The sequence below is a fragment of the Pseudonocardia endophytica genome (assembly GCF_004339565.1).
Classification (GTDB): domain Bacteria; phylum Actinomycetota; class Actinomycetes; order Mycobacteriales; family Pseudonocardiaceae; genus Pseudonocardia; species Pseudonocardia endophytica.
The window spans coordinates 1,492,665-1,514,873 of record NZ_SMFZ01000002.1 but is presented as its reverse complement, the minus strand read 5'-3'; the positions used below and the strand labels follow the sequence as shown (position 1 = coordinate 1,514,873).

Here is a 22,209-nt window from a genome sequence, read left to right as displayed (position 1 = left end):
CCGTCGCATCCGCGTCAGGTGATCCTGCACTCCCGGTGACCGCGCACCCGACGCGGCCCCACCCGGTCGTGCGGTCAGCGGACGTGCGCGACCACGAAGATGCGGCGGAACGGGAACCACGTCGACCCGTCCGCCGACGGCGGGTAGGCGGCGCGCAGCCGTGGAGCGAGCTCGTCGGCGAACCTCGCGTACGCGGCGTCGTCGAGGGCGTCGCGCACCGGGCGCAGGGCGGTGCCGCTGATCCAGCGCAGCACCGGGTCGTCGCCGGTCAGGCGCTGCAGGTACGTCGTCTCCCACGCGTCGACCTGCGCGACGGGCGCGAGCGCGTCCGCGTAGCCGGGCGGGTCGTACACGGTCTCGGCCCCGCGCAGCGCGACCCGGTCCCGCCACCGCGGGCCGGCGGCGACGTCGCGGGTGAGCGCGTGCGACGGCGCGTCGAAGTTCCCGGGGACCTGGACGGCGAGCCAGCCGCCGGACGGCATCGCCTCGGCCCAGCGCCGCATCAGGGCCAGGTGCGTCGGCTCCCACTGCAGCACCGCGTTCGCGACGACGACGTCGGTGTCCGGTCCCGGCGTCCAGTCGACGACGTCCCGCACGACCGCGTCGACACCGTTGTCGCGGGCGGCGAGCACCATGTCCGCCGACGCGTCGAACGCCTCGACGGCCGCGTCCGGCCAGCGCCCGGCCAGCACCGACGTCAGGTGGCCCGGCCCGCAGCCCGCGTCGACCACGCGGCGCGGGGCCGTGGCGCCCACACGGGCCAGGAGGTCGTGGAACGGGCGGGAGCGGTGGTCGTCGAAGCTGCGGTACAGCGCCGGGTCCCAGGACGCTCTCGTCACCGGGCCTCCCCGATCCGTTGCGCGACACCGAGCGCCAGCTGTTCGACGGCGTCGGGGTCGGTCTCCGGATCCGGCCAGACCTGCATGAGCATGCCGTCGCGTCCTGGCACCTTGCGCTGCAGCACCCACGCGCCGCCGCGGGGCAGGTCGCGGTGGCTGCGCGAACGGATCGAGCCGGTGACCCGTTCGTGCACGGTCTGCGGGACCCTGCCCGGGTCGTCGAGGCGGAACCGCCGGGCCGGACGGTCGGTGAGCAGGACGGTGCCGGCACCGACCTCGCGCGCGGTCGTCGGGATCACGACGAGCGCGCCGTGCTCCCAGGTCGCCTTCGCGATCTCGTGCCAGCCGATCCGTTCCGGCACGTCGCCGGGGGTCCAGATGCCCCACGTCGTCACGACGAGCCGGCCGGCCGGAGCGACCGTGGCCATCGCGACCACCCGCTCGTCGCCCTCCAGGCGGGACGCGACCTCGGCCGGGACCGGCTCGCGTCGCAGCAGCCTGTCCAGGAACGTCACTGGGCCGCTCCCGCCGCCTGCTCGCGCAGCGCGATCCGGTACTGCTCGAGCGGCACGAGGTCGCCGAACAGGTCGTTGTAGATCTCCGGGTCGGTCTCGAAGTTCGTCCGCTGCAGGCGCGACTTGATCTCGGTGATCTGCCTGTCGACCAGCGCCATCCGCACGCCGGCGAGCAGGCCGCCGACGTAGCGGGCCTCGTCGGTGTTGCGGCGCGGCAACTCCAGGTCCTCCACGGCGAGCTCGGACACCAGGCCGCGGATCTCGTCGGTCGTCGTCTCGGCGGCGACGGCGGCGGGCCACGCGGCGCCCTCGATGCCCGCGCACACGCCGCCCGCGGCGGCGATCGCGCGGTGCACCGCGGCGAACGCGGGGTGACCGAACGCGGCCTCCGGCAGCTCGTCGAACCCGGGGCCCGCGATCGCCGGGATCTGCAGGGCGGCCTTGAGCGCCTGGCGCTGGATGTGCAGGTGCGGGTCGTCCCGGCGGGGAGCGGCGGGGGGCGCGGGCCGACGCCGGCCCGAACCGTCGACGGGGGCTCCCGCCGTCTCGCGGACCCGGCGCACGACCGTCGCGATGTCCTCCCAGCCGGTCCAGCCGGCCAGGCGGCGGGCGTACTCGTCGCGCAGCTCCTCGCGCTTGATCTGCGCGACCAGCGGCACCGTGCGCTGCAACGCGGCGACCCGGCCCTCCGCGGTGTTCAGGTCGTGCTCGCGCAGCTCGGCCCGGATGGCGAACTCGAACAGCGGCTCGCGGCGGGCGACGAGGTCCCGGACGGCCGTGTCACCGTGGTTGTTGCGCAGGTCGCAGGGATCCTGCCCGTCCGGGGCGACCGCGACGAACGTCTGCGCGGCGAAGCTCTGCTCGCCGTCGAACGCCTTCTTCGCGGCGGCCTGACCGGCCGCGTCGCCGTCGAACGTGTAGATGACCTCGCCGCGGTCGAACGAGTCGTCGCCGATCAGCCGCCGGATCACCGACACGTGCTCGGAACCGAACGCGGTGCCGCACGTCGCGACGGCCGTCTTCACGCCGGCCAGGTGCATCGCCATCACGTCCGTGTAGCCCTCGACGACGACGACCTGGCGGCTCTTCGCGATCTCCCGCTTCGCCAGGTCGAGTCCGAACAGGACGTGCGTCTTGCGGTAGACCGGCGTCTCGGACGTGTTGAGGTACTTGGCATCGATGCGGTCGTCGTCGAACAGGCGTCGCGCGCCGAAGCCGACGACGTCTCCCCCGAGGTCCCGGATCGGCCAGAGCAGGCGGCGGTGGAACCGGTCGATCGGGCCGCGCTGGCCCTCCCGGCTGACCGCGGCCTTGATCAGCTCGTCGAGCTGGTAGCCCTGCGCGAGCAGGTGTTTGGTCAGCGTGTCCCAACCGGACGGGGCGTAGCCGCAGCCGAACAGGTCGGCCGACGACGCGTCGAACCCGCGCTCGCTGAGGAACCGCATCGCCGGCGCGCCCTCCGGCGTGCGCAGCTTCTCGGCGTAGAACTCGGCGGCCTTCTTGTTGATCTCGAGTAGCCGGGAGCGGGTGCCCCGGTCCTTCTGCACGGAGCTGCCGCCGCCCTCGTACGTCAGGCGGACACCCACCCGCTCGGCGAGCCGCTCGACCGCCTCCGGGAAGCCGATGACCTCCATCTTCATCACGAAGTCGATCACCGACCCGCCCTCGCTGCAGCCGAAGCAGTGGAACGTGCCGTGGCTCGGGCGCACGTTGAACGAGGGCGTCTTCTCCTCGTGGAACGGGCACAGGCCCTTGAGCGACCCCGCCCCGGCCCGTCGCAGCGCGACGTACTCGCCGATCACTTCCTCGATCCGGGTGCGGTCACGGACCTCGGCGATGTCGCTGTCCCGGATCCGGCCTGCCACGACTCGATTGTAGGCGCGCGGCCGACACCGCCCGGCCGCCGGTGCGCCGCGTCAGCCGGGCGGGTCTCCGCCGGCCCCGGCGCGGACCGGCTCGGCGTCGCGGGCCGCCCCGCGGCGTCGCACCATCCCGAGGCCGACGTACATGCCCACCAGCGCGATCGCGAGGCCGATCACCGCCCGCACGGTCAGCGACTCGCCGAGCAGCGGGACGGCCAGCAGCGCCGTCGTGGCCGGCGAGAGGTTCAGCAGGGCGCTCACGTGCACCGTCGAGCGGCGCCTGAGCAGCACGAACATCACGGCGAACGTCCCCGCCGAGTTGGCGACGCCCAACCACAGCACCGACAGCCACCCGCTGGTCCCGGACGGCGCCCACTCGGCGCCGAGGAACGGCATCGCGACCAGGATCGCGACGCAGGAGGTCACCATCTGGACGACGACGGCGGCGCTCACCGGCGTGTCGTCGTTGAAGCGCTTCTGGTAGAGCGTGCCCGCGGTCAGGAACAGCATGCCCATCACCGGCAGCACGATCGTCGCGTCCACCCCGCCCGCGGTGAGGTTGCCGGACACGACGACGTACACGCCGACGGCGCCGATCAGCAGTCCGATCACCGGTGCGGCGCCGATCCGGGTCCGCAGCACGAGCGGTGTCAGCAGTCCGACGAACAACGGCGCCAGCCCGACGATCAGGCTGGTCAGGCCGGCCGGCACACCGCGGGAGAGCCCGGTGAACACCGACGAGAACACACCGACCTGCAGCAGCAGCGCGGTCACGACGAGGTGCACCAGGTTCCGGGGCCGCGGGATCCCCGGCTTCAGCACGAGCGCCGCGACACCGGTGACCACCGTCGCGATCACGAACCGCCACAGCAGCACGGTCGGGACGTCGGTGGTCCGGGTCGAGATCTTGGCGGCGATGAAGCCGGACGACCACAGCAGCAGGAACGTCACGCTGAGGACGGGGATCGTCCATCGATCGGCCGTACGGCTCATCCGCTCACTTCAACGCAGTGCTAAGTACCGGCGCAACCGGGAGTGACCGGGCGTACCGTCCGGCGGTGTGACCACCGGGACCGACCAGCTCGCCGCGCGGTTCGAGGAGTCCAGGGCGCACCTGCTCGGCGTCGGGTACCGGATCACCGGCAGCCTCGCCGACGCCGAGGACGCCGTGCAGGAGGCATGGCTGCGCCTGGCCCGTTCGGACGACCCGGAGTCCGTGCGGGACCTGCGCGCCTGGTCGACGACGACGGTCGCGCGCCTGTGCCTGGACCGGCTGCGGTCGGCGGCGGCACGCCGGGAGCGGCACGTCGGACCGTGGCTGCCGGAGCCGCTGGTCACCACGCCGGACGACACCGGGCCGCTGGCCGAGCTCGTGCGCGCCGAGGACGTCCGGATGGCCGCGATGGTCGTGCTGGAGCGGCTCGGCCCGGCCCAGCGGGTCGCGTTCGTGCTGCACGAGGCGCTGGACCTGCCCTACGACGAGATCGGCGCGGTCCTCGGCTGCTCCGCCGACGCCGCCCGCCAGCACGCGGCCCGCGCCCGTCGCGCGATCGCCGACGAGCCCGCGCCGCCGCGGGCACCGGACATCGTCGCCGCGGCCGCGCTGCAGCGGTTCGCCGAGGCGCTGGCCGGCGGCGACGCGAGCGCGCTCACCGCGGTGCTGCACCCGGACGTCGTCATGGTCAACGACGGCGGTGGCCGGGTCTCGGCGGCGCGCAGGCCGATCGCGGGCCCGGACAAGGTGTCCCGGTTGCTGTTCGGACTGCTGGGCCAGTACGGGCCCGGCCTCATGGACGGCCGCCCGGTCCTGGTCAACGGGGAGCCGGGGTTCCTGGTGCCCGGGGACGGCGACGTCTCCACGTCGGTCACCGTCCTCACCCTGCAGGACGGTCTGATCCGGTCCATCCACAGTGTCCTGGATCCGGAGAAGCTGACCCGGCTACCGGCCGGAGAATGACGACAGCCCGGGGCGGCGGAGCCCCCGAAGGCCGAGCACGGCCCCGGGCTGTCACGAAACGACCCCGCCATCTCCCCAGTACAGCGGGGCCGTCGAGTTTCGTTCTGCGAGCAGACTGTCCACTCCACGTCCGGCCGAACCCCGATCCCGCGAGTACTCGGCCGAACGGTGCGTGTCACTCGGTCGGCGGGGTCCGTCCCGCGCCGGACGGCGTGTCGAGCCGGATCCTGCACGCCGCGTCGAAGCCCTGGTCGGTGATCCCCAGCGCGTGGTTGGCCCGCGCCCGGTGGTTCTCCACCGCGATCATGGTGGTCAGCTCGACGACGCCGGCCTTTCCGAAGGCCCGCTCGAGGTCGGCGACCTGGGCGTCGGTGACGGTCATCGGCGTGGCGGTCATGGCATCGGCGTAGGCGATCGCGCGGCGCTCGTCGTCGGAGTAGAGCGGGCTCGTCGCGTACTCGTCGATGTGCGCGAGGCGCTCCACGTCGAGGCCCTCCAGGCGCTGCAGCATCGTGCCGAAGTCGACGCACCACGAGCAGCCGACGACCGTCGCCGTCCGGTAGACGGCCAGCTCGCGCACCGAGGCGGGCAGACGGGTGGCCGCCCGCTCCCACCCCAGCTCGGCGATCATGCTGGTCCAGAACACGCCGGTGTGGTGCAGCGCGACCGCGAACGGTTCCGGCATCGAACCGAACCGGCGCTTCGCGAACCGGTACACCAGCTTGCCCACGGGCCCGGCCTGCTCCTCGGTCACGGCGGGAATGCGTGCCATCTCGTCCTCCCTCTTGTCGGGTCGTCATGGGGACGGGATCGCCGCGCCCCGCGTGACGTGGTGTGGCGACGGTCACGCTCACCTTGCCTTCGAGTGTGCTCGAAGCCGTAGCGTCTCCTGTCGTGACGACGACGGCCGATCTGCGCACCGACCAGCCCACGACGCCCGCCGTGACCGCGGCCCTCGCCCGCCTCGAACGTCAGAACTCCGCCGCGCTCGCGGACGGCGAGCGCCTGGACATCGCGTCGGTGGCCGAGCGGACCGGCGTCACGGCGCACACCCTGCGCTACTACGAGCGGATCGGGTTGCTCTCGATCGAGCGCGACGCGTCCGGGCACCGCAGCTACTCGGCGGCGGACTACGGCCGGGTCGTGTTCCTGACCCGCCTGCGGATGACCGGCATGCCGGTGCGGGACATGCAGCGCTACGTGGCGCTGGCGGCAGAGGGCGAGCACACCGTGCCGGAGCGGCTCGCGCTGCTGCAGGACCACCGCGACCACGTGCGTGCCCAGATCACCGAGCTCACGTTCGCGCTGCGCACGATCGAGACGAAGATCGACACCTACGGGGGCGAGCTGGCGCCCTGATCCCGGCACAACCTGCGGTGCCAGGTGACCGACTGCTGGTCGGTCAGCACGGCCACCTGGTCCACCACGACCCGTAGGCGTGCCCGGTCGTCCGGCGCGGCCGTCCAGTCCTCGGCACGTACCGGGTCCAGGACGTCCGGGGCGCGGTCGAGCAGCACCGTCGCCAGCTCGGTGAGCATCTCGCGCTGGCGCGCCTGCACCTCCAGGCGCGCGCGGTCGCTCATCACGTACCGCGTGGCCAGCACCTTCAGCAGCATCACCTCGGCCGCGACGGCGTCCGGGACCCGCAGGTCCGCCTCGTGGCGGTGCAGCGGTCGGTCGCCCTCGACGTCCAGCGTCGCGTCCGTCGCCGCACGGACGAAGCGACCGACGAGCTCGCTGGTCAGCCGTTTGACGGCGGCATGTGCGGCGCTGCCCGCCCGTGCGACGTCGAACCCGTGCACCGCGCGGACGACCGGCAGCGCGTCGAGGCGGCGGGCGGCCTCCTCGGCGGCCGCCGGGTCGGCACCGAACGCGACGGCGGCGGCGCCGGCGAGCGCGGACCGCTCGTCGGCCGACGACAGCACGGCCAGATCCATCCGGCCGGACAGCACGGCGTCCTCGACGTCGTGCACCGAGTACGCGACGTCGTCGGCCCAGTCCATGACCTGCGCCTCGATGCACCGCACCCCAGGACGTGCGCCCTCGCGCACCCACGCCAGAACGTCCGCGTCGTCGGCGTAGGCGCCGAACTTGCGTTCCGTGCCACGCCGGGTCCACGGGTACTTCGTGGACGCGTCCAGGCTCGCGCGCGTCAGGTTCAGACCGCCCGGCCCGCCGGCCTCGAACGCGGCCTTCGGCTCCAGACGGGTCAGGATCCGCAGCGTCTGGGCGTTGCCCTCGAAACCGCCGCAGACATGCGCGAACTCGTCGAGGGCGCGCTCGCCGTTGTGCCCGAACGGCGGATGCCCGATGTCGTGTGCCAGCCCGGCCGTCTCGACGAGGTCCGGATCGCATCCCAGGTCCTCGGCGATGCCGCGACCGATCTGCCCGACCTCCAGCGAGTGGGTCAGCCGGGTCCGCGGGATGCCGGTGACCTCGGCGCCCTCCCCCGGCCCGACCACCTGGGTCTTGCCCGCCAGCCTGCGCAGCGCCGCCGAGTGCAGCACCCGCGCACGGTCCCGGGAGAACGGGCTGCGCCGGTCCGGTCGCGTCCGTTCCCCGAGCCCGGCGCCCTTCGGGAGCTCGGGCAGCATCCGCTCGACGTCGGCCGGGCGGTAGCCGACCGCACCGGGGACGATCTCCTGCGGCGTGGCGGACACGGTCGCCTCAGCCCACCTCGCTGGTGGCGGTGTCCACCGGCGCGTGCGTGAGCTCGTAGAACAGCAGGGCACCGGTCTCCCGGTAGATGTAGCGCAGCTGGGTCTCGCGCGTCTGCACGATCGGCCCGCTGCGGGTCGGCGACGTCCAGGCGTCCAGACCGGCGTCGCGCGCCATCGTCCGCGCCCGCAGGCTGTGCCACGGGTCCGAGACCAGCACCGCCGTCTCCCAGCCCTGCTGCTCGGCCAGCACCGCGACCGCCTCCAGGCTGCGCAGCGTGTCGGTGCCCTCGGGGACCATCTCCACGGCGTTCGCCGGGACCCCGCGGCGGATCAGGTAGTCCCGGCTCGCCTCGGCCTCGGTGTACCGGTCGCCGTTCTGGCTGCCGCCGACGGTCACGATCCGCGGGGCGAGACCCTCGGAGTACAGGTCGGCAGCGTGCCGCAGCCGAGAGGCGAGGATCGCGCTCGGTTCGCCGTTGTACTGCGCCGCCCCGAGTACGACGACGGCGTCCGCGGGCTGCTGGTCGTCGATCCGGGCGACCTGCCATACGCGCAGCGCCGTCGTCCCGACGACCGCGACGACCATCAGCAGGCCGCCGATCAGGATCCGGGTCGGCCAGCCCAGGCGGCGCATGCGGGCCGCGTCCGGGGTGCCGCGCCCGCGGACCGGCTCGCTCGGCGGGTCGGCTCCGCGCCGGCGCCGGGTGGGAACGCTCATGTGCCGATCCGCCCCGACGTCCCGGCCAGCACGCCCGCCGTACGCCCGGCCCGCCGCGCGATCACCTCGGCGACGATCGACACGGCCGTCTCGGCGGGCGTCCGGGCGCCGAGGTCCAGGCCGACCGGCCCGTGGATCGTGGCCAGCTCGTCCTCCGTGATGCCGGCCGCGAGCAGCCGTTCCCGGCGTTTCGCCTGCGTGCGGCGTGACCCGAGCGCGCCGAGGAAGCCCCGCCCGTGCCGGATGCCGTCGATCAGCATGGCGTCGAAAGCCGGGTCGTGGTCCAGCAGCACGACGACGTCCGCGTCCCCGAACGCGGACACCGCGGCCCGCGCCTCGTCCAGGTCCGTGACGGTGCGCGCCGTCCAGCCAAGGAGCGCCGCCTGACCGTGCAGGGCCGCGCCGAGCGCGCCCTCGCCGACGACGACCATCTCCGGGACGGGCACCCACACGTCGACCAGCACGTCGGAGCCCGCGGCGGCGACACGCTCCGTGGCCGTCGCCCCGCGCTTGAGCAGGCCACGGGCGGCCTCGGCCGCCTCGGCGTCGACGGCCTCCGCGCCCAACGTCCCGTGCGCCGTCTCCAGCGCAGCGCCGGTCAGCACGAGCGCGCCGTTCCCGTCCACCGTGGACAGCAGTGCGGCCGGGCGGGCGGCTTCGAGCTCGGCGCCGAGCGCGGCGGCCGGGCCGGCGGGCAGCGGGTGCCCGAGCAACGTCGCTCCGCCGGCGCAGGCGAGCCCGGCGGCCACCGCGGGCGACTCGGCGACGTGCGCCTCCCGGGTGCCGGGGCCGGTCACGGCGTCCACGGCCAGCGACCGCGCCGTCTCGTCCAGCGCGCCGCGGTAGAGCAGCCCGCCGACCTCGCCCCCGGCCGTTCCGGCCAGAAGCTGACCGGACTCGACCGAGCCGAAGCCGTGCCGGTCCAGCACCCGGACCACCCCGACGGCGGCGTCGCCGCTCCCGGCCCAGCGCAGCAGGGCGGCGCCCAGCTCACGGCGGGGGTCGGGATGCGCGTCGCGCGGGGCGGCCGTCGTGGTGCTCACGTCGCTCAGGGTAGCGACCGTCACCGACAACCCGGTGCCCCCGCGGGGCACCGGGCTCAGTTCCGCGCGGTCGTGGTGGTCAGGTTGACCGCGTTGCCGTCCGGATCCTTCACGTGGGCCACGCGCTGGCCCCACGGCATGTCGTTCGGCGGGCCCTCGACCGTCCCGCCCAACTGCTCGACCCTCGGCAGGAACGCGTCGACGTCCTCGACCTCGATGCTCACGAGGAACCGCTGCGGACCGTCCGGGGCACCGTCGTCGGAGACGAGGCCGAGGGAACCGGAGCCGATCGCGATGCCGAGGTAGAACACCGGGCCGTCGGGTGGCACGCGGTCGGTCTCGGTCGTGCCGAGCAGGTCGCGGTAGAAGGCACCGAGGCGTTCCGCGTCCTTCGTGACGAGGATCGGCGTGATGGAGGTGGTCATGGACGTCAGACCGTGATTCCGTCCGCGACTCATCGGGCAGCGCCGGGATTCCTGTCGGTCGGGAACCGTACGATCCGGACAGCCGTTGACCGGTCAGCCGCCCACGAGCCAGGAGCCATGGACACCCCCAGCGACAGACCCAGCCCGCTCACCCATGACTCCGACGAGCGGGTGAGCGGACGATGATCGGAACGATTCTCTCGATCCTGCTCGGCATACTCGTCGTCCTGGCCATCACGGCCGCGACGGGGTACTTCGTCGCGCAGGAGTTCGGCTACATGGCCGTCGACCGGTCCCGGCTCAAGGCCAGGGCCGCGGACGGCGACGCGGGTGCTCGCCGGGCCCTCGACATCACGCGACGCACGTCGTTCATGCTCTCCGGCGCGCAGCTCGGGATCACGGTCACCGGTCTGCTGGTCGGTTACGTGGCGGAACCGCTGGTCGGCAACGGCGTCGGCGAGCTGCTCGGCGTGGCCGGCGTGCCCACCGGCGTCGGCATCGCGATCGGCACCGTGCTGGCCCTGCTGCTGTCCACCGGCGTGCAGATGGTGTTCGGCGAGCTGTTCCCGAAGAACCTCGCGATCGCCCGTCCGGAGCCGGTCGCCCGCAGCCTCGCGCTGTCCACCCGCGTCTACCTGGCCGTGTTCGGCCCGGTGATCACGCTGTTCGACGCCGCGTCGAACCTGCTGCTCAAGGCGCTCCGGATCGAGCCGGTGCACGACGTCGAGCACTCGGCCACCCCGCGCGACCTCGAGGCGATCATCGACGACTCGCGCGACTCCGGCGACCTGCGCCCCGAGCTGGCCACGCTGCTGGACCGCGTCGTGGAGTTCTCGGACCGCACGGCCCGCGCGGCGATGATCCCGCGGCCGCGGGTGTCCTGGGTGCGCGCCGACGACACCGTCGACACGCTCGTCGAGCGGATGGCGGCCGGACACTCCCGGTACCCGGTGCTGGGTGCCGGATCGGACGCCGAGGACTCCTACGAGCTCGTCGGTGTCGTCTGCCTGCGCGACGTGCTGGCCATGGGCGACCGCCACCCGGCCACCGTGCCGGTGTCCGAGTTGATGCGCACGCCGGTGCTGGTGCCGTCGTCGCTGCCGCTCCCGACGGTGCTGGAGCAGCTCGAGGAGGCCGACGAGGAGATGGCCTGCGTGCTCGACGAGTACGGCGGCCTGGCCGGCGTGATCACGGTCGAGGACGTCGCGGAGGAGCTCGTCGGCGAGATCACCGACGAGCACGACGCGGCCGGTTCCGACCAGGCCCACAAGGTCGACGGCGGGTGGGTCGTGCCCGGCAACCGGCACGTCGACGAGGTCGGGCGGTTGATCGACGCCGACCTGCCGGAGGGCGACTACCAGACCGTCGGCGGGCTGGTGACGGCCGAGCTGCAGCGACTGCCGGAGCCCGGCGACGTCGCCACGCTCACGATCATCGGGGACGACCCGGACGAACCGGCCCGCGGCCTGCGGATCACCGTCCGGGAGGTGGACCGTCGGGTGCCGTCCAGCGTGCATCTGGTGTGGACCGAGCCGGGAGCGGCCGGCACCGAGCAGCAGGACGAGGAGGCACGGGCATGAGCGTCGTCGAGATCGTGGTCTCGGTCGCGCTGATCGCGGCCAGTGCGTTCTTCGTGGCCGTGGAGTTCGCGCTGGTCGCGGCGCGCAGCTACCGGCTCGAGGAGGCCGCCAGGACGAGCGCGTCCGGGCGGGCCGCGCTGCGCAGCTCCAAGGACCTGTCGCTGCTGCTGGCCGGCTCGCAGCTCGGCATCACGCTGTGCGTGCTCGGCCTCGGTGCGGTCACCAAGCCCGCCGTGGACCACGCGCTGCAGCCGCTGTTCGAGGGCTGGGGGATCCCGACGGCGGTGGCGGGCGTCGTGTCGTTCGTGCTGTCGCTGATCGTGGTGACGTTCCTGCATCTCGTCGTCGGCGAGATGGCGCCGAAGTCCTGGGCGATCTCGCACCCGGAGCGGTCGGCGATCCTGCTGGCCCTGCCGATGCGGGCGTTCATGGTCGTCACCCGCCCGCTGCTGGTGGCGCTGAACGGGATGGCCAACCGGTGCCTGCGCCTGGTGGGCGTGGAGCCGGTGGACGAGATGGCGTCCGGTCGGAACCCGGACGACCTGCGCGAGCTCGTCGACCACTCGGCACGCACCGGCGCGCTCGACGAGGAGCGCCGCAGCCAGCTCGTCACGGCCCTGGAGCTGGAGCGCACGCCGCTGCGGTCGCTCGTGCACGACCCGGTGGGCGTCGGGGCGGACGACGACGTCGAACGCATCCGCGAGGTCGCCCGCGAGACCGGGCACCTGCGGCTGATCGTCCGCGACGGCGGCCGCCCGGTCGGCTTCGTGCACGTTCGGGACACGCTGACCCGTCCGGAGGGGACGACCGCGCGCGACCTCATGCGGCCGGTGCTCACGCTGGCCGCGGACACGCCGTCGTACGCCGCGGTGAGCACGATGCGCGAGCGGCGCAGCCACATCGTGCTGGTCGAGTCCGAGGGGAAGCAGATCGGCCTGGTCACGCTCGCGGACCTGGTGGACCGGCTACTGCCAGCGGGGGCGCCCGCGTCGCCCGCCGCGTCCTAGCAGCCGATCAGCCGTGCCGCGAGGTACGACTCGACCTGGTCGAGCGCGACCCTTTCCTGCGTCATCGTGTCGCGCTCCCGGATCGTCACCGCCTGGTCGGTGAGCGAGTCGAAGTCGACGGTGAGGCAGAACGGCGTGCCGATCTCGTCCTGGCGGCGGTAACGACGGCCGATGGCGCCCGCGTCGTCGAACTCGACGTTCCAGTTCCTCCGCAGCGCGGTCGCAAGGTCGCGCGCCTTCGGCGACAGATCGGCGTTGCGCGACAACGGGAGCACGGCCGCCTTCACCGGCGCGAGCCGGCGGTCCAGCTTCAGCACGACGCGCTTGTCCACGCCGCCCTTCGCGTTCGGCGCCTCGTCCTCGGTGTAGGCCTCGATCAGGAACGCCATCATCGAGCGGCCCACGCCGGCCGCCGGCTCGATCACGTACGGCGTGTAGCGGGTGTCGGTGGCCTGGTCGTAGAACGACAGGTCGACGCCCGAGTGGTTCGAGTGCGCCGTCAGGTCGAAGTCGGTGCGGTTGGCGATGCCCTCCAGCTCGCCCCACTCCTGGCCGGTGAAGCCGAAGCGGTACTCGATGTCGACGGTGCGCTTCGAGTAGTGGGAGAGCTTCTCCTTCGGGTGCTCGTAGTGGCGCAGGTTGTCCGCGGCGATGCCGAGGTCCGTGTACCAGTTCGTCCGCTCGTCGATCCAGTACTGGTGCAGCTCCTCGTCGCTGCCCGGCTCGACGAAGTACTCCATCTCCATCTGCTCGAACTCGCGCGTGCGGAAGATGAAGTTGCCCGGCGTGATCTCGTTGCGGAAGCTCTTGCCGATCTGGCCGATGCCGAACGGCGGCTTCTTGCGCGACGTGGTCTGCACGTTCAGGAAGTTCACGAAGATGCCCTGTGCCGTCTCCGGGCGCAGGTAGTGCAGGCCCTCCTCGGACTCGACGGCGCCGAGGTGCGTCCGCAGCATCATGTTGAACTCGCGCGGTGCCGTGTACTGGCCGCGCGTGCCGCAGTTCGGGCAGGGGATCTCGGCCAGGTCGTTCGGGTCGGCCTGCTCCGGGTCGCGGCCCTTGCGGGAGGCGAACTCCTCGGCCAGCTGGTCGGCGCGGAAGCGCTTGTGGCAGGACGTGCACTCGACCAGCGGGTCGGTGAACGTGCCGACGTGACCGGACGCGACCCACACCTCGCGCGGCAGGATCACCGAAGAGTCCAGGCCCACGACGTCCTCGCGGCCGGTGACCATGGAGCGCCACCACTGCCGCTTGATGTTGTCCTTGAGCTCCACGCCGAGCGGCCCGTAGTCCCACGCCGAGCGCGTACCGCCGTAGATCTCGCCCGAGGCGAAGACGAATCCGCGGCGCTTGGTGAGCGCGACGATGGTCTCGATCGTGGACGAGGTCGGCTTGGCCACTGGCGATGCTCCTGGATGGATCGTGCGATGCGTCCCGCCGGGGCTACCGAGCGGACGTCCCAGATTACCGCCCGCACCCGGGCCTCCGAACCTCGGTTCCACGCCACCTCGAGGACTTCCCCGGTCCCGCGCGCGACATGTGCTCCCGCTCGTTCCGTGTCGCGCGCGGGAACCGGAACTCGCGCGCGGGGACGTCAAGCCCGGCCGAGCAACTCCCGCAGACGGGACGCCAGCTCGTCGAACTCCTCGACGTCACGCCACGTCCAACGCACGACGGTCCGGACGCCGGGCTGGGCGCGCAGCGCGTCCTCTCGCAGCTTCTCCCGGTACACGACGGTCGAGGCGTCCTGGCCGGGACGCAGGAGGCGGCCGTACTTGATCTCGCCGTCGTACTCCCCGATCACCCCGGCGTGCGGCCACCAGAAGTCGACCTGGCCCACCCGTCGGCCGTTCCGGTCGCGGACGACGTGTTGCAGGACCGGCCGGGGCAGGCAGGCGAGCTGCATTCGGACGCGGCTCCGGGACTCGCCGGGGCCGTCCGAGAGCCCGTCCGCGAACGCGACGACCCGCCGGGACGCCGGTCCCCCGCTGCGCCGACCGGCTCGCACCACCGCGGCGTCGAGTTCGTCGCGCGTGCACAGCTCCGCCTTCAGCGCGGCGTCCGCGATCACGACCGCCGACTCGAAGCGCACGGTCCGCGCGATGTCCACGACGGTCCGGGCCGGCGACGTCACCTGCAGACCTCCGATCGTCAGCACCTCGTCCGGAGCGATCGGCGCCGGGTGGACGTGCAGATGGCGGGTACGACGGCCGCCGGACGACGCCTCGCGTGTCACGTGCACGGTCCGGAGCGGTACGCCCCACAGGGGGAGCTCGTACATGGCGGCGGCGGACAGGTGACTCACGATCGGAGTCCCGTCGAGACGGAGCACGGTGGCGAGGACGAGCTGGACGTGGCGCTGATCCGGGTCCGCGAGTACCGGGTCGTCGGCGCGCAGGTAGGCGCCGGGACGCACCGGGTGCCACAGGCCGTTCCGCACCGCGCGACGCATCTCGTCGTCGGTGACCCCGGCGCGGAGGAGATCCCGACGGAGTGCCGGCTCGCCTGCTCTGATGTCCATTCCCCGAGCGTCCGCGACGGTGGCACCACCGAAGGCTCGATCAGACGATCTGTGGACGCCCGGGTCGGGTTGGGGACAGATCCGGTCCCGCGCGCTGCGTCGTGGTCCCGCGCGCTCCATGACCGTCGCGGGAGCCGAACTGTCGCGCGGGATGAGCTCAGTCGGTGCGCAGGGACTCGTGCGACTCCGTCGGGGCGTTCGGGGCTCGGGAGAGCAGGGTCTCGTACGCGCTCGGCGTCGTGGTGTCGGCCTCGGCGAGGAGAGGGTGGACGTGCTCGCGGACCGGGAACGGGGTCAGGGCGCGGCGGTAGGCGTCCACCGAGCGGAAGCGGAGGGTCAGGACCCAGTACGACGGGTCGTCGACCGCACGTCCGATCTCGCCGCCCAGGAAGCCGTCGGCGTCACCGAGCAGGTCCAACGCCCGGTGCGCGCGGGCGACGAAGCGGTCCGACGAGGGCGGGTCGACGGTGAAACGGCACACCAGGAGCACGCGCAAACGATAACGATACGCATATCATGCAGGCGCGGCCGGGACGCGGCCGTGAACCGGGGAACGGACATCCGATGTCGATCGCAGCCCGAGTCAGCACGCCTGCTGGCGACGCCGAGTGCGCCGAGGAACGCGCCTCCGCGACGCCGGGGCCGACGCACACCCCGCGCACCCTGGCCGCCGCGGGCGACCTGCTGCGCGCACTCGCCGCGCCGGTACGGATCGCCATCGTGCTGCAGCTGCTCGAGGACGCGCGCTGCGTGCACGACCTGGTCGACGCGCTCGGCGTCACCCAGCCCCTGATCAGCCAGCACCTGCGGGTGCTGAAGGCGGCCGGTGTGGTGGAGGGGGAGCGCCGGGGTCGCGAGGTGCTGTACTCGCTGGTCGACGACCACCTGGCGCACATCGTCGTCGACGCCGTCGCCCACGTCGAGGAGGATGCGTGAGCGCCCCCGAGCGGTCCACGGCCGGCCCGCGCGGCCAGCGGGCCACCCGGCAACGGGCCGCGGTGTCCGCGTTGCTGGACCGGATCGACGACTTCCGGTCCGCCCAGGAGTTGCACGAGGAGCTGCGCCGCACCGGGGAGGGCATCGGCCTGACGACGGTCTACCGGACGTTGCAGACGCTGGCCGACGGCGGTGAGGTGGACGTGCTCCGCACCGCGGCCGGCGAAGCCGTCTACCGCCGCTGCGAGACGGCCGAGCACCACCATCACCTCGTGTGCCGCCGCTGCGGGGCCGCCGTCGAGATCGAGGGACCGACCGTCGAGTCGTGGACCGAGAAGGTCGCCGCGGAGCACGGCTTCACCGAGGTCGGGCACACGCTGGAGATCTTCGGGCTGTGCCGGACCTGCTCCGCGACGCCCGTCTCATAACGAGATCCCCGTCACGTCCGGCCGCCGTTAACCTGCGGCGCGGCCCGCCGGAATCGGCGGTGTCGGAACGTGAAGGAGTTGGTCGGCGATGACCGAGACCGAGGAGACGGCGGGCGCACCGGCGCCGTCGTCCGTGCGGCGGATCGACACCCCGGAGTCCGGGGAGCTCGCGCAGCTCGCCTCGGTGTTCGAGGACCTGCAGTACGTGCTGCGCTGCTGCGAGCACCTGGTCACCGCGCTCGGGTCGCCGGACTCCGGCCCGGTGCGGGTGGACAACGACCCCGCGCTGGTCGAGGCGCTGTGGACCGGCGCGCTGATCGGCTACGTCCGGTGCTTCACCGGCCGCACGAAGACGCTGACCACCGACGACCTCGCCACGCTCGAGCTCGACGGCGACGTGTCCGGCTTCCACGACCTGGTGCTCAAGCTGCGCGACCACTACGCGTCGCGGCACTCGAACCCCCGCGAGTCGTTCGAGATCGGTGTGGCCCAGTCCAACGACGGCACGCCGCAGGGCGTCGCCGTGGTCTCCACCCCGCGCCCGCTGGTGGACGACACGACGGTCCGCCTCCTCGGCCGCGTCGCCTACGCGCTGTCCGGCCTGGTCGACGCCCGGATGAAGAAGGCGCAGAACGACGTGCTGGGCGTCGCCCAGGGCATGACGCCCGCCCAGCTCGCGGACCTGCCGATCGTGAACCTGTCCGACGACGCGGAGCCGGAGGCGCCCGGCCCGCCGTCGGAGTGATCGCGATGCATGGAACGGGTCGCAGCGGGAAGCCTCCGGGGTCACCGAGAACCGGACCCCAGGAGGCTCCCCTATGGCACCCCGCACGACCGCGGAGGCCGTGACCACCGCCCTGACCGACGTCGACTTCCCGGCCGACAGGGACGCGCTGGTCAGCGGCGCCGAGCGCAACAACGCCGACCCGGACACCGTCGGCGCGATCCGTTCCGTGCGGCCGACGAGCTACGAGAGCGTGCGCGACGTCGTCGCGGCCGTGCAGATCACCGACGAGGATCGGGAGACCGAGGAGCAGCTGCGCGCGCAACGCCGCACGCAGCACACGCACCCGGGGCTGTCCGAGTCCGAGAAGGACGTGCAGCCGGTGAACCCGATCGCCGAGGAGCTGGGCACCAACCGCAAGAAGTGAGCGTCCCGGGCCGGTCGTCAGCCGTCGACCAGCTCGGCCCGCATGCTCGACGCGCTCGACACGACGAGCATCAGCAACGTGCCCATCGGGTGCTCGCCGAGGCCGACGGCCGGGAAGGCGTAGCGCAGCGTCACGTCCCAGCCGCGCTCGCCGCGGATCACCCGTGGCGTGCCGAACAGGCCCTCCCCCACGCCGAGCGCGACCCGCTGCGGCACGTCCGACGAGGCCGGCAGGTCCCAGGCGACGACGCAGGTCAGGTTCAGGACCGGCAGCCCCGGTTCCAGCTCCGTGCCCTGGACGACGCACAGGACGCCGCCGTGCGCGAACGTGATCGCGCCGTCGTCGCCGATCTCGACGTCGTGGAAGCGCTCCAGCGCCGCCTTCGCGACCCGCAGCATGTCCGTGATCACCGGGTCACTCACGAGGCTCCCTCACTGGCGTCCGTGTCGATGCTCGTTCCGCCTGCGCTCCACTCGGAAGCCCCGCCGAAGCGACGGTCACGGCGGGCGTAGATCTCGATCGCCTCCCAGATGTGCCTGCGGTCGAAGTCCGGGAACAGCGTGTCCAGGAAGACCATCTCGGCGTAGGCGCTCTGCCACAACAGGAAGTTCGACGTCCGCTGCTCACCCGACGAGCGCACGAACAGGTCCACGTCGGGCATCTCCGGCTCGTCCAGGTACCGCCGGATCGTCCGCTCGTCGATCTTGTCCGGCTTGATCCTGCCGGCCGCGGCCTGGCGGGCGATCTCGCGCACCGAGTCGACGATCTCCGCGCGGCCGCCGTAGTTCACGCACATGGTGAGCGTCAGGACGTCGTTGTGCCGGGTCTTCTCCTCGGCGACCTCGAGCTCGCGGATCACCGACCGCCACAGCCGCGGACGCCGGCCCGCCCAGCGCACCCGCACACCCATGGCGTGCATCTCGTCCACCCGGCGACGGATCACGTCCCGGTTGAAGCCCATCAGGAAGCGGACCTCGTCGGGACTGCGGCGCCAGTTCTCGGTGGAGAACGCGTACGCCGACAGCCATTTCACGCCGATGTCGATGCACCCGCGCGCGACGTCCATCAAGGACGCCTCGCCGCGCTTGTGCCCCTCGGTGCGTGGCAGGCCACGGGCGTTGGCCCATCGGCCGTTGCCGTCCATCACGAGCGCGACGTGGTTCGGGACCAGCTCCGGGGGGATCGCCGGGGGCCGCGCACCGGTCGGGTGCGGCGGGGGCGGCTGGAAGGGCACGGACCGCACCTTACGTGCGGGCGCCGACGCCTCCTCCGAGGCCGGGCTCAGCGCGGGCCGGGTGCCTCGTGCACGGTGGCGACCGACGGCGTGCCGGTGGGCTGGGCGGCCTGGGCGTCGGTGCCGCCGAACGCGATCGTCACGACGGTGGCGATCGCGGCACCGACCAGGAGCAATGCCTGCAGGCCGCCGATGAACGCGGTCGCGACGACGGCGGCCACGGCCGCCAGCGCGGCGAGCGAGCGCAGGACGACGACGGCGGCCAGCAGCAGGGCGCCGACCGCCACGACGGCCAGGAGCGCGGTGCCCGACGAGGGGCCCACGGCGTCGGTGGCCGGTGCGGCGATGCTGGCGTTCATGACGGGTCCTCCTCGGCTCCGGTCGCCGCGGGTCCCGCGCGTCCGGTGAGCTCTCCCCCACAAGAATTGTGTGGGGACAATTGGAATGCGCGCGGAACGGACCGTCAAGGATTCTTTTGTTCACTGAATACAGTCCGATTCGGGAACAGTTACAGGAATACTGTCCCCACGCTGAAGTCGGGCTGTATACACTCGGGGTGAGGCGGGGCCACCGGACTTCAGCCGACTCTAGTCAATTTCAGCGAAGTACATCCCACTCGTGTGCGGGGCGGCGTAGCGTCGTTGGTGACCGGGTGTCGGGGCGGAGCGTGGGGCATGAGCGTGACGGGGTGGGCCACCACGAGGGACACGGGCGCGCTCGCGTCCGCGCAGCTGGCGGCGCGGTTGCGGGCGCTGCGGCGGTCACACTGGCCGGACCGGCCGGTGCGCCAGGCCGAGCTGGCGGCGGCGTTCGACGTGAGCCCGTCGTCGATCTCGTCGTGGGAGAAGACCGACGCGCCGACGCTGCCGCCGGAGCACCGCCTGGACATGTACGCGCGGTTCTTCGCGACGCGTCGCTCGGTCCTCGGAGCCTCGCCGTCGCTGCTGGCGGACTCGACACTCACCGACGACGAGTCGACGCTGCGTGATGCGCTCTACCGGGAACTGATGGCGCAGCACGGGCTCGCCACCGGGCTCGACGCGCAGCCCGACGACATCGACGACTTCTGGACGTTCGCCGACGGGGGCCCGATCCGCGTCGTCTGCGGGGTGCTCGACGAGGCCGAGCGCGGGCCGTCGGCGGACGCGGCCAGCCCGCACTACGTCGAGCTCGGCGCGTACGCGGACCTGGACGCACTGTTCGAGCTGTCCGGGCACCTGCGGATGCGCAACCCGTCGTCGGACGTGCGGGTCGTGCGCGCGGACCGGTACGACGCCGAGGACCTGCAGGCCCACGTCGTGCTGCTGGGCAACCCGGCCCGCAGGGGCGGTGGCGGCGGGCTCGTCGTCGAGGAGAGCATCCCGGTGCGCCGACGGACCGTCGACGACGCGGTGGGCGACGTGTTCGAGCCCGTCCACGACGGCGGGGAGCTGCGGCCACGCTTCTCCGACGGCCGGCTGGTCGAGGACGTCGGCATGTTCGCCCGCACCCGCAACCCCTGGTACAGCACGCGCACGCTGACCGTCTGCAGCGGTCTGTACACCCGTGGCGTCTACGCGGCGGTGCGCTGCCTGACCGACGCGGGCCTGGGCGAGGAGAACGCGCACTACCTGCGCGGGCTCGCGGCGCGCGCGGACACGTTCGGCGTCGTGATGCGGGTCCGCACGGCCGACCACATCGTGCCCACGCCGGACCTGCGCGACCCCCGGAACCGCCTGTTCGAGTTCCCGGCCTGACGCGGGCTCAGCTCTGGGGCGGGTAGAGCGTCCCTGGCGGGTCCTCGCGCTCCGGCCACGCGGGGGCGTCGTGGTCGCGATCCTGCCAGGTCTCCATGTGCTCGCGCAGCTCGCGGACACCGCGCTGCTCGCGCACGCGGTCGACCTCGGACAGCGGCTCGGCGTCCGGCTTGATCACCGGCAGCATCGGGATGGCGGGCCACGCGCCGTCGTCGGCCTTATGGCGGACCTGGCGGATCGCCCGGGTGGGCCGTCCGGGGTCGGTCTCCGGGATCTTCTCGGTGTGCGAGGCGGGGAGCTGCTGCGTCGCGCCGGCGTCGGCGGCCGGGAGCTTCTCGGTGCGCGCGGCGGGGATCCGCGTCGTCGGTTCGGCCTCGGTCGGTGGTCCGGTCGGGCGGGGGCGCCGGTCCCCGGGTCGGGCTGCGTTCACGACTGCCTCTTCCGGTGGGGTGGACGTCGTCCTCACTCCGAGTATCGACCATCGCCGTCGGCCGGTTACAGTCCGGCACCCTCCCGATCGGGCGGTTCGCCCGTCACCCTGGGTCGCTCCCTCATCTGGCGTTCCACCAGCGGGAGTGACCGGAGCTGCCGTTCCATGTGCCACTGCAGGTGCGCCGCGACGAGCCCGCTCGTCTCCCGGCGGACGGCGGCCGTGGCGGCGTCGGCGACGTCCCAGTCGCCGTGCAGCAACGCGTCGAGCATCCCGAACGTCTCCGCGGCCGGGGTGACCGAGCCCGGCGGCCGGCACCGCCCGCACACGGCGCCGCCACCAGCGACGCTGAACGCGCGGTGCGGGCCCGGCTCCGCGCAGCGGGCGCACTCCGAGATCGACGGCGACCACCCGGCGTGGCTCATGCCGCGCAACAGGAACGCGTCCAGCACGAGCGACGGCTCGCGCACCCCGTCGGCCAACGCCCGCGCCGCGCCCAGCAGCAGCAGGTACACCCGCAGCGCGGGCTCGCCCTCCTCGGCGACCAGCCGGTCGGCCGTCTCCAGGATCGCGCAGCCGCACGAGTACGCCCCGTAGTCGGCGACGACGGCCGGCGCGAACGCGTCCAGCGTCTGCGCCTGGGTGATCACGTCGAGGCTGCGGCCGGTGTAGCACTGCACGTCCACGTGGTTGAACGGCTCCAGCCGTGCACCCCAGCGGGAACGGGTGCGGCGAACGCCCTTCGCGACGGCGCGGATCTTGCCGTGACGGCGGGTGAGCATCGTGACGATGCGGTCGGCCTCCCCGAGCTTCTGCACACGCAGGACGATGCCCGCGTCCCGGTAGAGGGCCACGGGGCCAGGATACGGGCCGGCCCGCGCCACGGTGTCCGTGACGCGGGCCGGGTGAGGTCGTGTCTCAGGGCATGATGTCCTGGTGGATCGCATCCATGTCGGGCGTCGCCGGGTTCGACGGCGAGCCGGCCGGCTGGATGCTGGTCGACGGGTTCTCCTGGCCCGGCTGGGTCATCGGCGGCGGGATCTCGTCGTTGGCGTAGGCCGCGCCGGCCGTCGCCAGCCCGATCCCCAGCGCGACGGCGGTGGCCGCCGTCGCGGCGCTCACGCGCCTGCGGACACTGCGCTTGTTCGTGTTCTCAGCCATGGACCG

General features: G+C 73.0%; 27 protein-coding genes. 9 read left to right on the top strand and 18 right to left on the bottom strand.

The window, feature by feature from the left end; all coding sequences use genetic code 11:
• Positions 1 to 74: 74 nt before the first annotated feature.
• From EV378_RS25985 to EV378_RS25970, 4 genes are read right to left on the bottom strand one after another with little or no spacing between them, the layout of a single operon-like run.
• Entirely contained in the window at positions 75 to 839 is a 765-nt protein-coding gene (locus tag EV378_RS25985; RefSeq protein ID WP_132430023.1) for a trans-aconitate 2-methyltransferase, read from the bottom strand.
• The gene (locus EV378_RS25980; RefSeq protein ID WP_132430022.1) at positions 836 to 1,354 is read right to left on the bottom strand and encodes a hypothetical protein; all 519 of its coding nucleotides are present in this window, start codon (positions 1,352 to 1,354) and stop codon (positions 836 to 838) included. The genes EV378_RS25985 and EV378_RS25980 overlap by 4 nt, the downstream gene beginning before the upstream one ends.
• Positions 1,351 to 3,219: a DNA primase gene (gene dnaG, locus EV378_RS25975; RefSeq protein WP_132430021.1), complete on the bottom strand. Its 1,869-nt coding sequence runs from the start codon at positions 3,217 to 3,219 to the stop codon at positions 1,351 to 1,353. The genes EV378_RS25980 and dnaG overlap by 4 nt, the downstream gene beginning before the upstream one ends.
• 51 nt (positions 3,220 to 3,270) lie before the next feature.
• Complete coding sequence (locus tag EV378_RS25970) at positions 3,271 to 4,209, bottom strand: DMT family transporter (protein WP_132430020.1); 939 nt, start codon at positions 4,207 to 4,209, stop codon at positions 3,271 to 3,273.
• Positions 4,210 to 4,276: 67 nt separating this feature from the next.
• Between EV378_RS25970 and sigJ the strand changes: the two genes are divergently transcribed.
• Entirely contained in the window at positions 4,277 to 5,173 is an 897-nt protein-coding gene (sigJ, locus tag EV378_RS25965) for an RNA polymerase sigma factor SigJ (protein WP_132430019.1), read from the top strand.
• Positions 5,174 to 5,348: 175 nt separating this feature from the next.
• On the opposite strand, the gene EV378_RS25960 is transcribed toward sigJ, so the two are convergent.
• A complete protein-coding gene (locus EV378_RS25960; RefSeq protein WP_132430018.1) occupies positions 5,349 to 5,945 on the bottom strand; it encodes a carboxymuconolactone decarboxylase family protein in 597 nt (198 codons plus the stop codon).
• Positions 5,946 to 6,067: 122 nt separating this feature from the next.
• On the opposite strand from EV378_RS25960, the gene EV378_RS25955 reads away from it, so the two are divergent.
• Positions 6,068 to 6,532, top strand: a complete 465-nt coding sequence (locus EV378_RS25955; protein WP_132430017.1) for a MerR family transcriptional regulator — start codon at positions 6,068 to 6,070, stop codon at positions 6,530 to 6,532.
• Here EV378_RS25955 and EV378_RS25950 read toward each other — a convergent pair.
• The 4 genes from EV378_RS25950 to EV378_RS25935 form a co-directional block, all read right to left on the bottom strand.
• Complete coding sequence (locus EV378_RS25950; RefSeq protein ID WP_132432766.1) at positions 6,508 to 7,767, bottom strand: deoxyguanosinetriphosphate triphosphohydrolase; 1,260 nt, start codon at positions 7,765 to 7,767, stop codon at positions 6,508 to 6,510. The two genes, EV378_RS25955 and EV378_RS25950, sit on opposite strands and share 25 nt — an antisense overlap.
• Positions 7,768 to 7,840: 73 nt before the next feature.
• Positions 7,841 to 8,467 (bottom strand): YdcF family protein, encoded by a 627-nt coding sequence (locus EV378_RS25945; RefSeq protein WP_132432764.1) that lies wholly within the window; start codon positions 8,465 to 8,467, stop codon positions 7,841 to 7,843.
• Positions 8,468 to 8,547: 80 nt separating this feature from the next.
• Positions 8,548 to 9,594: an XdhC family protein gene (locus tag EV378_RS25940; RefSeq protein ID WP_243653774.1), complete on the bottom strand. Its 1,047-nt coding sequence runs from the start codon at positions 9,592 to 9,594 to the stop codon at positions 8,548 to 8,550.
• Positions 9,595 to 9,650: 56 nt separating this feature from the next.
• A complete protein-coding gene (locus tag EV378_RS25935) occupies positions 9,651 to 10,019 on the bottom strand; it encodes a VOC family protein (protein WP_132430016.1) in 369 nt (122 codons plus the stop codon).
• 182 nt (positions 10,020 to 10,201) lie between these two features.
• Here EV378_RS25935 and EV378_RS25930 point away from each other — a divergent pair, with 182 nt between their 5' ends.
• Both EV378_RS25930 and EV378_RS25925 read left to right on the top strand, forming a co-directional pair.
• Positions 10,202 to 11,599, top strand: coding sequence for a hemolysin family protein (locus EV378_RS25930; protein ID WP_132430015.1), 1,398 nt, complete (start codon positions 10,202 to 10,204; stop codon positions 11,597 to 11,599).
• Positions 11,596 to 12,606, top strand: coding sequence for a hemolysin family protein (locus tag EV378_RS25925; protein ID WP_132430014.1), 1,011 nt, complete (start codon positions 11,596 to 11,598; stop codon positions 12,604 to 12,606). Before EV378_RS25930 ends, EV378_RS25925 begins: the two co-directional genes overlap by 4 nt.
• Here EV378_RS25925 and EV378_RS25920 read toward each other — a convergent pair.
• The 3 genes from EV378_RS25920 to EV378_RS25910 form a co-directional block, all read right to left on the bottom strand.
• Positions 12,603 to 14,006 carry a glycine--tRNA ligase gene (locus tag EV378_RS25920; RefSeq protein ID WP_207908869.1) on the bottom strand — a complete coding sequence of 468 codons (1,404 nt, stop codon included), beginning with the start codon at positions 14,004 to 14,006 and terminating at the stop codon, positions 12,603 to 12,605. The two genes, EV378_RS25925 and EV378_RS25920, sit on opposite strands and share 4 nt — an antisense overlap.
• A 194-nt stretch (positions 14,007 to 14,200) precedes the next feature.
• Positions 14,201 to 15,127 (bottom strand): type IV toxin-antitoxin system AbiEi family antitoxin domain-containing protein, encoded by a 927-nt coding sequence (locus EV378_RS25915; RefSeq protein ID WP_132430013.1) that lies wholly within the window; start codon positions 15,125 to 15,127, stop codon positions 14,201 to 14,203.
• A gap of 157 nt (positions 15,128 to 15,284) precedes the next feature.
• Positions 15,285 to 15,617, bottom strand: coding sequence for an antibiotic biosynthesis monooxygenase family protein (locus tag EV378_RS25910; protein ID WP_132430012.1), 333 nt, complete (start codon positions 15,615 to 15,617; stop codon positions 15,285 to 15,287).
• A gap of 74 nt (positions 15,618 to 15,691) precedes the next feature.
• On the opposite strand from EV378_RS25910, the gene EV378_RS25905 reads away from it, so the two are divergent.
• From EV378_RS25905 to EV378_RS25890, 4 genes are all read left to right on the top strand, one after another.
• Positions 15,692 to 16,063, top strand: coding sequence for an ArsR/SmtB family transcription factor (locus EV378_RS25905; RefSeq protein WP_132430011.1), 372 nt, complete (start codon positions 15,692 to 15,694; stop codon positions 16,061 to 16,063).
• Entirely contained in the window at positions 16,060 to 16,491 is a 432-nt protein-coding gene (locus EV378_RS25900; RefSeq protein WP_132430010.1) for a Fur family transcriptional regulator, read from the top strand. The genes EV378_RS25905 and EV378_RS25900 overlap by 4 nt, the downstream gene beginning before the upstream one ends.
• A gap of 88 nt (positions 16,492 to 16,579) precedes the next feature.
• Positions 16,580 to 17,236, top strand: coding sequence for a hypothetical protein (locus EV378_RS25895; protein WP_132430009.1), 657 nt, complete (start codon positions 16,580 to 16,582; stop codon positions 17,234 to 17,236).
• Between the two features lie 73 nt (positions 17,237 to 17,309).
• Complete coding sequence (locus EV378_RS25890) at positions 17,310 to 17,642, top strand: DUF2795 domain-containing protein (RefSeq protein WP_132430008.1); 333 nt, start codon at positions 17,310 to 17,312, stop codon at positions 17,640 to 17,642.
• Positions 17,643 to 17,659: 17 nt separating this feature from the next.
• Here EV378_RS25890 and EV378_RS25885 read toward each other — a convergent pair whose 3' ends face one another.
• The 3 genes from EV378_RS25885 to EV378_RS35565 are packed head-to-tail and all read right to left on the bottom strand — an operon-like array spanning position 17,660 to position 19,235.
• Positions 17,660 to 18,040, bottom strand: coding sequence for a hypothetical protein (locus tag EV378_RS25885; RefSeq protein WP_132432758.1), 381 nt, complete (start codon positions 18,038 to 18,040; stop codon positions 17,660 to 17,662).
• A gap of 20 nt (positions 18,041 to 18,060) precedes the next feature.
• Positions 18,061 to 18,876, bottom strand: a complete 816-nt coding sequence (locus tag EV378_RS25880) for an isoprenyl transferase (protein ID WP_207908868.1) — start codon at positions 18,874 to 18,876, stop codon at positions 18,061 to 18,063.
• Positions 18,877 to 18,923: 47 nt separating this feature from the next.
• On the bottom strand, positions 18,924 to 19,235 hold the full coding sequence (locus tag EV378_RS35565; protein ID WP_165922391.1) for a hypothetical protein: 312 nt from the start codon (positions 19,233 to 19,235) through the stop codon (positions 18,924 to 18,926).
• A 315-nt stretch (positions 19,236 to 19,550) separates the two neighbouring features.
• On the opposite strand from EV378_RS35565, the gene EV378_RS25875 reads away from it, so the two are divergent.
• Positions 19,551 to 20,612 carry a helix-turn-helix domain-containing protein gene (locus EV378_RS25875; RefSeq protein WP_132430007.1) on the top strand — a complete coding sequence of 354 codons (1,062 nt, stop codon included), beginning with the start codon at positions 19,551 to 19,553 and terminating at the stop codon, positions 20,610 to 20,612.
• 7 nt (positions 20,613 to 20,619) lie between these two features.
• On the opposite strand, the gene EV378_RS25870 is transcribed toward EV378_RS25875, so the two are convergent.
• The 3 genes from EV378_RS25870 to EV378_RS25860 form a co-directional block, all read right to left on the bottom strand.
• The gene (locus tag EV378_RS25870) at positions 20,620 to 21,042 is read right to left on the bottom strand and encodes a hypothetical protein (RefSeq protein WP_132430006.1); all 423 of its coding nucleotides are present in this window, start codon (positions 21,040 to 21,042) and stop codon (positions 20,620 to 20,622) included.
• A gap of 65 nt (positions 21,043 to 21,107) precedes the next feature.
• Positions 21,108 to 21,896: a DNA repair protein RecO gene (recO, locus tag EV378_RS25865; RefSeq protein ID WP_132430005.1), complete on the bottom strand. Its 789-nt coding sequence runs from the start codon at positions 21,894 to 21,896 to the stop codon at positions 21,108 to 21,110.
• Between the two features lie 64 nt (positions 21,897 to 21,960).
• Entirely contained in the window at positions 21,961 to 22,203 is a 243-nt protein-coding gene (locus EV378_RS25860) for a hypothetical protein (protein ID WP_132430004.1), read from the bottom strand.
• Between the last annotated feature and the right edge of the window lie 6 nt (positions 22,204 to 22,209).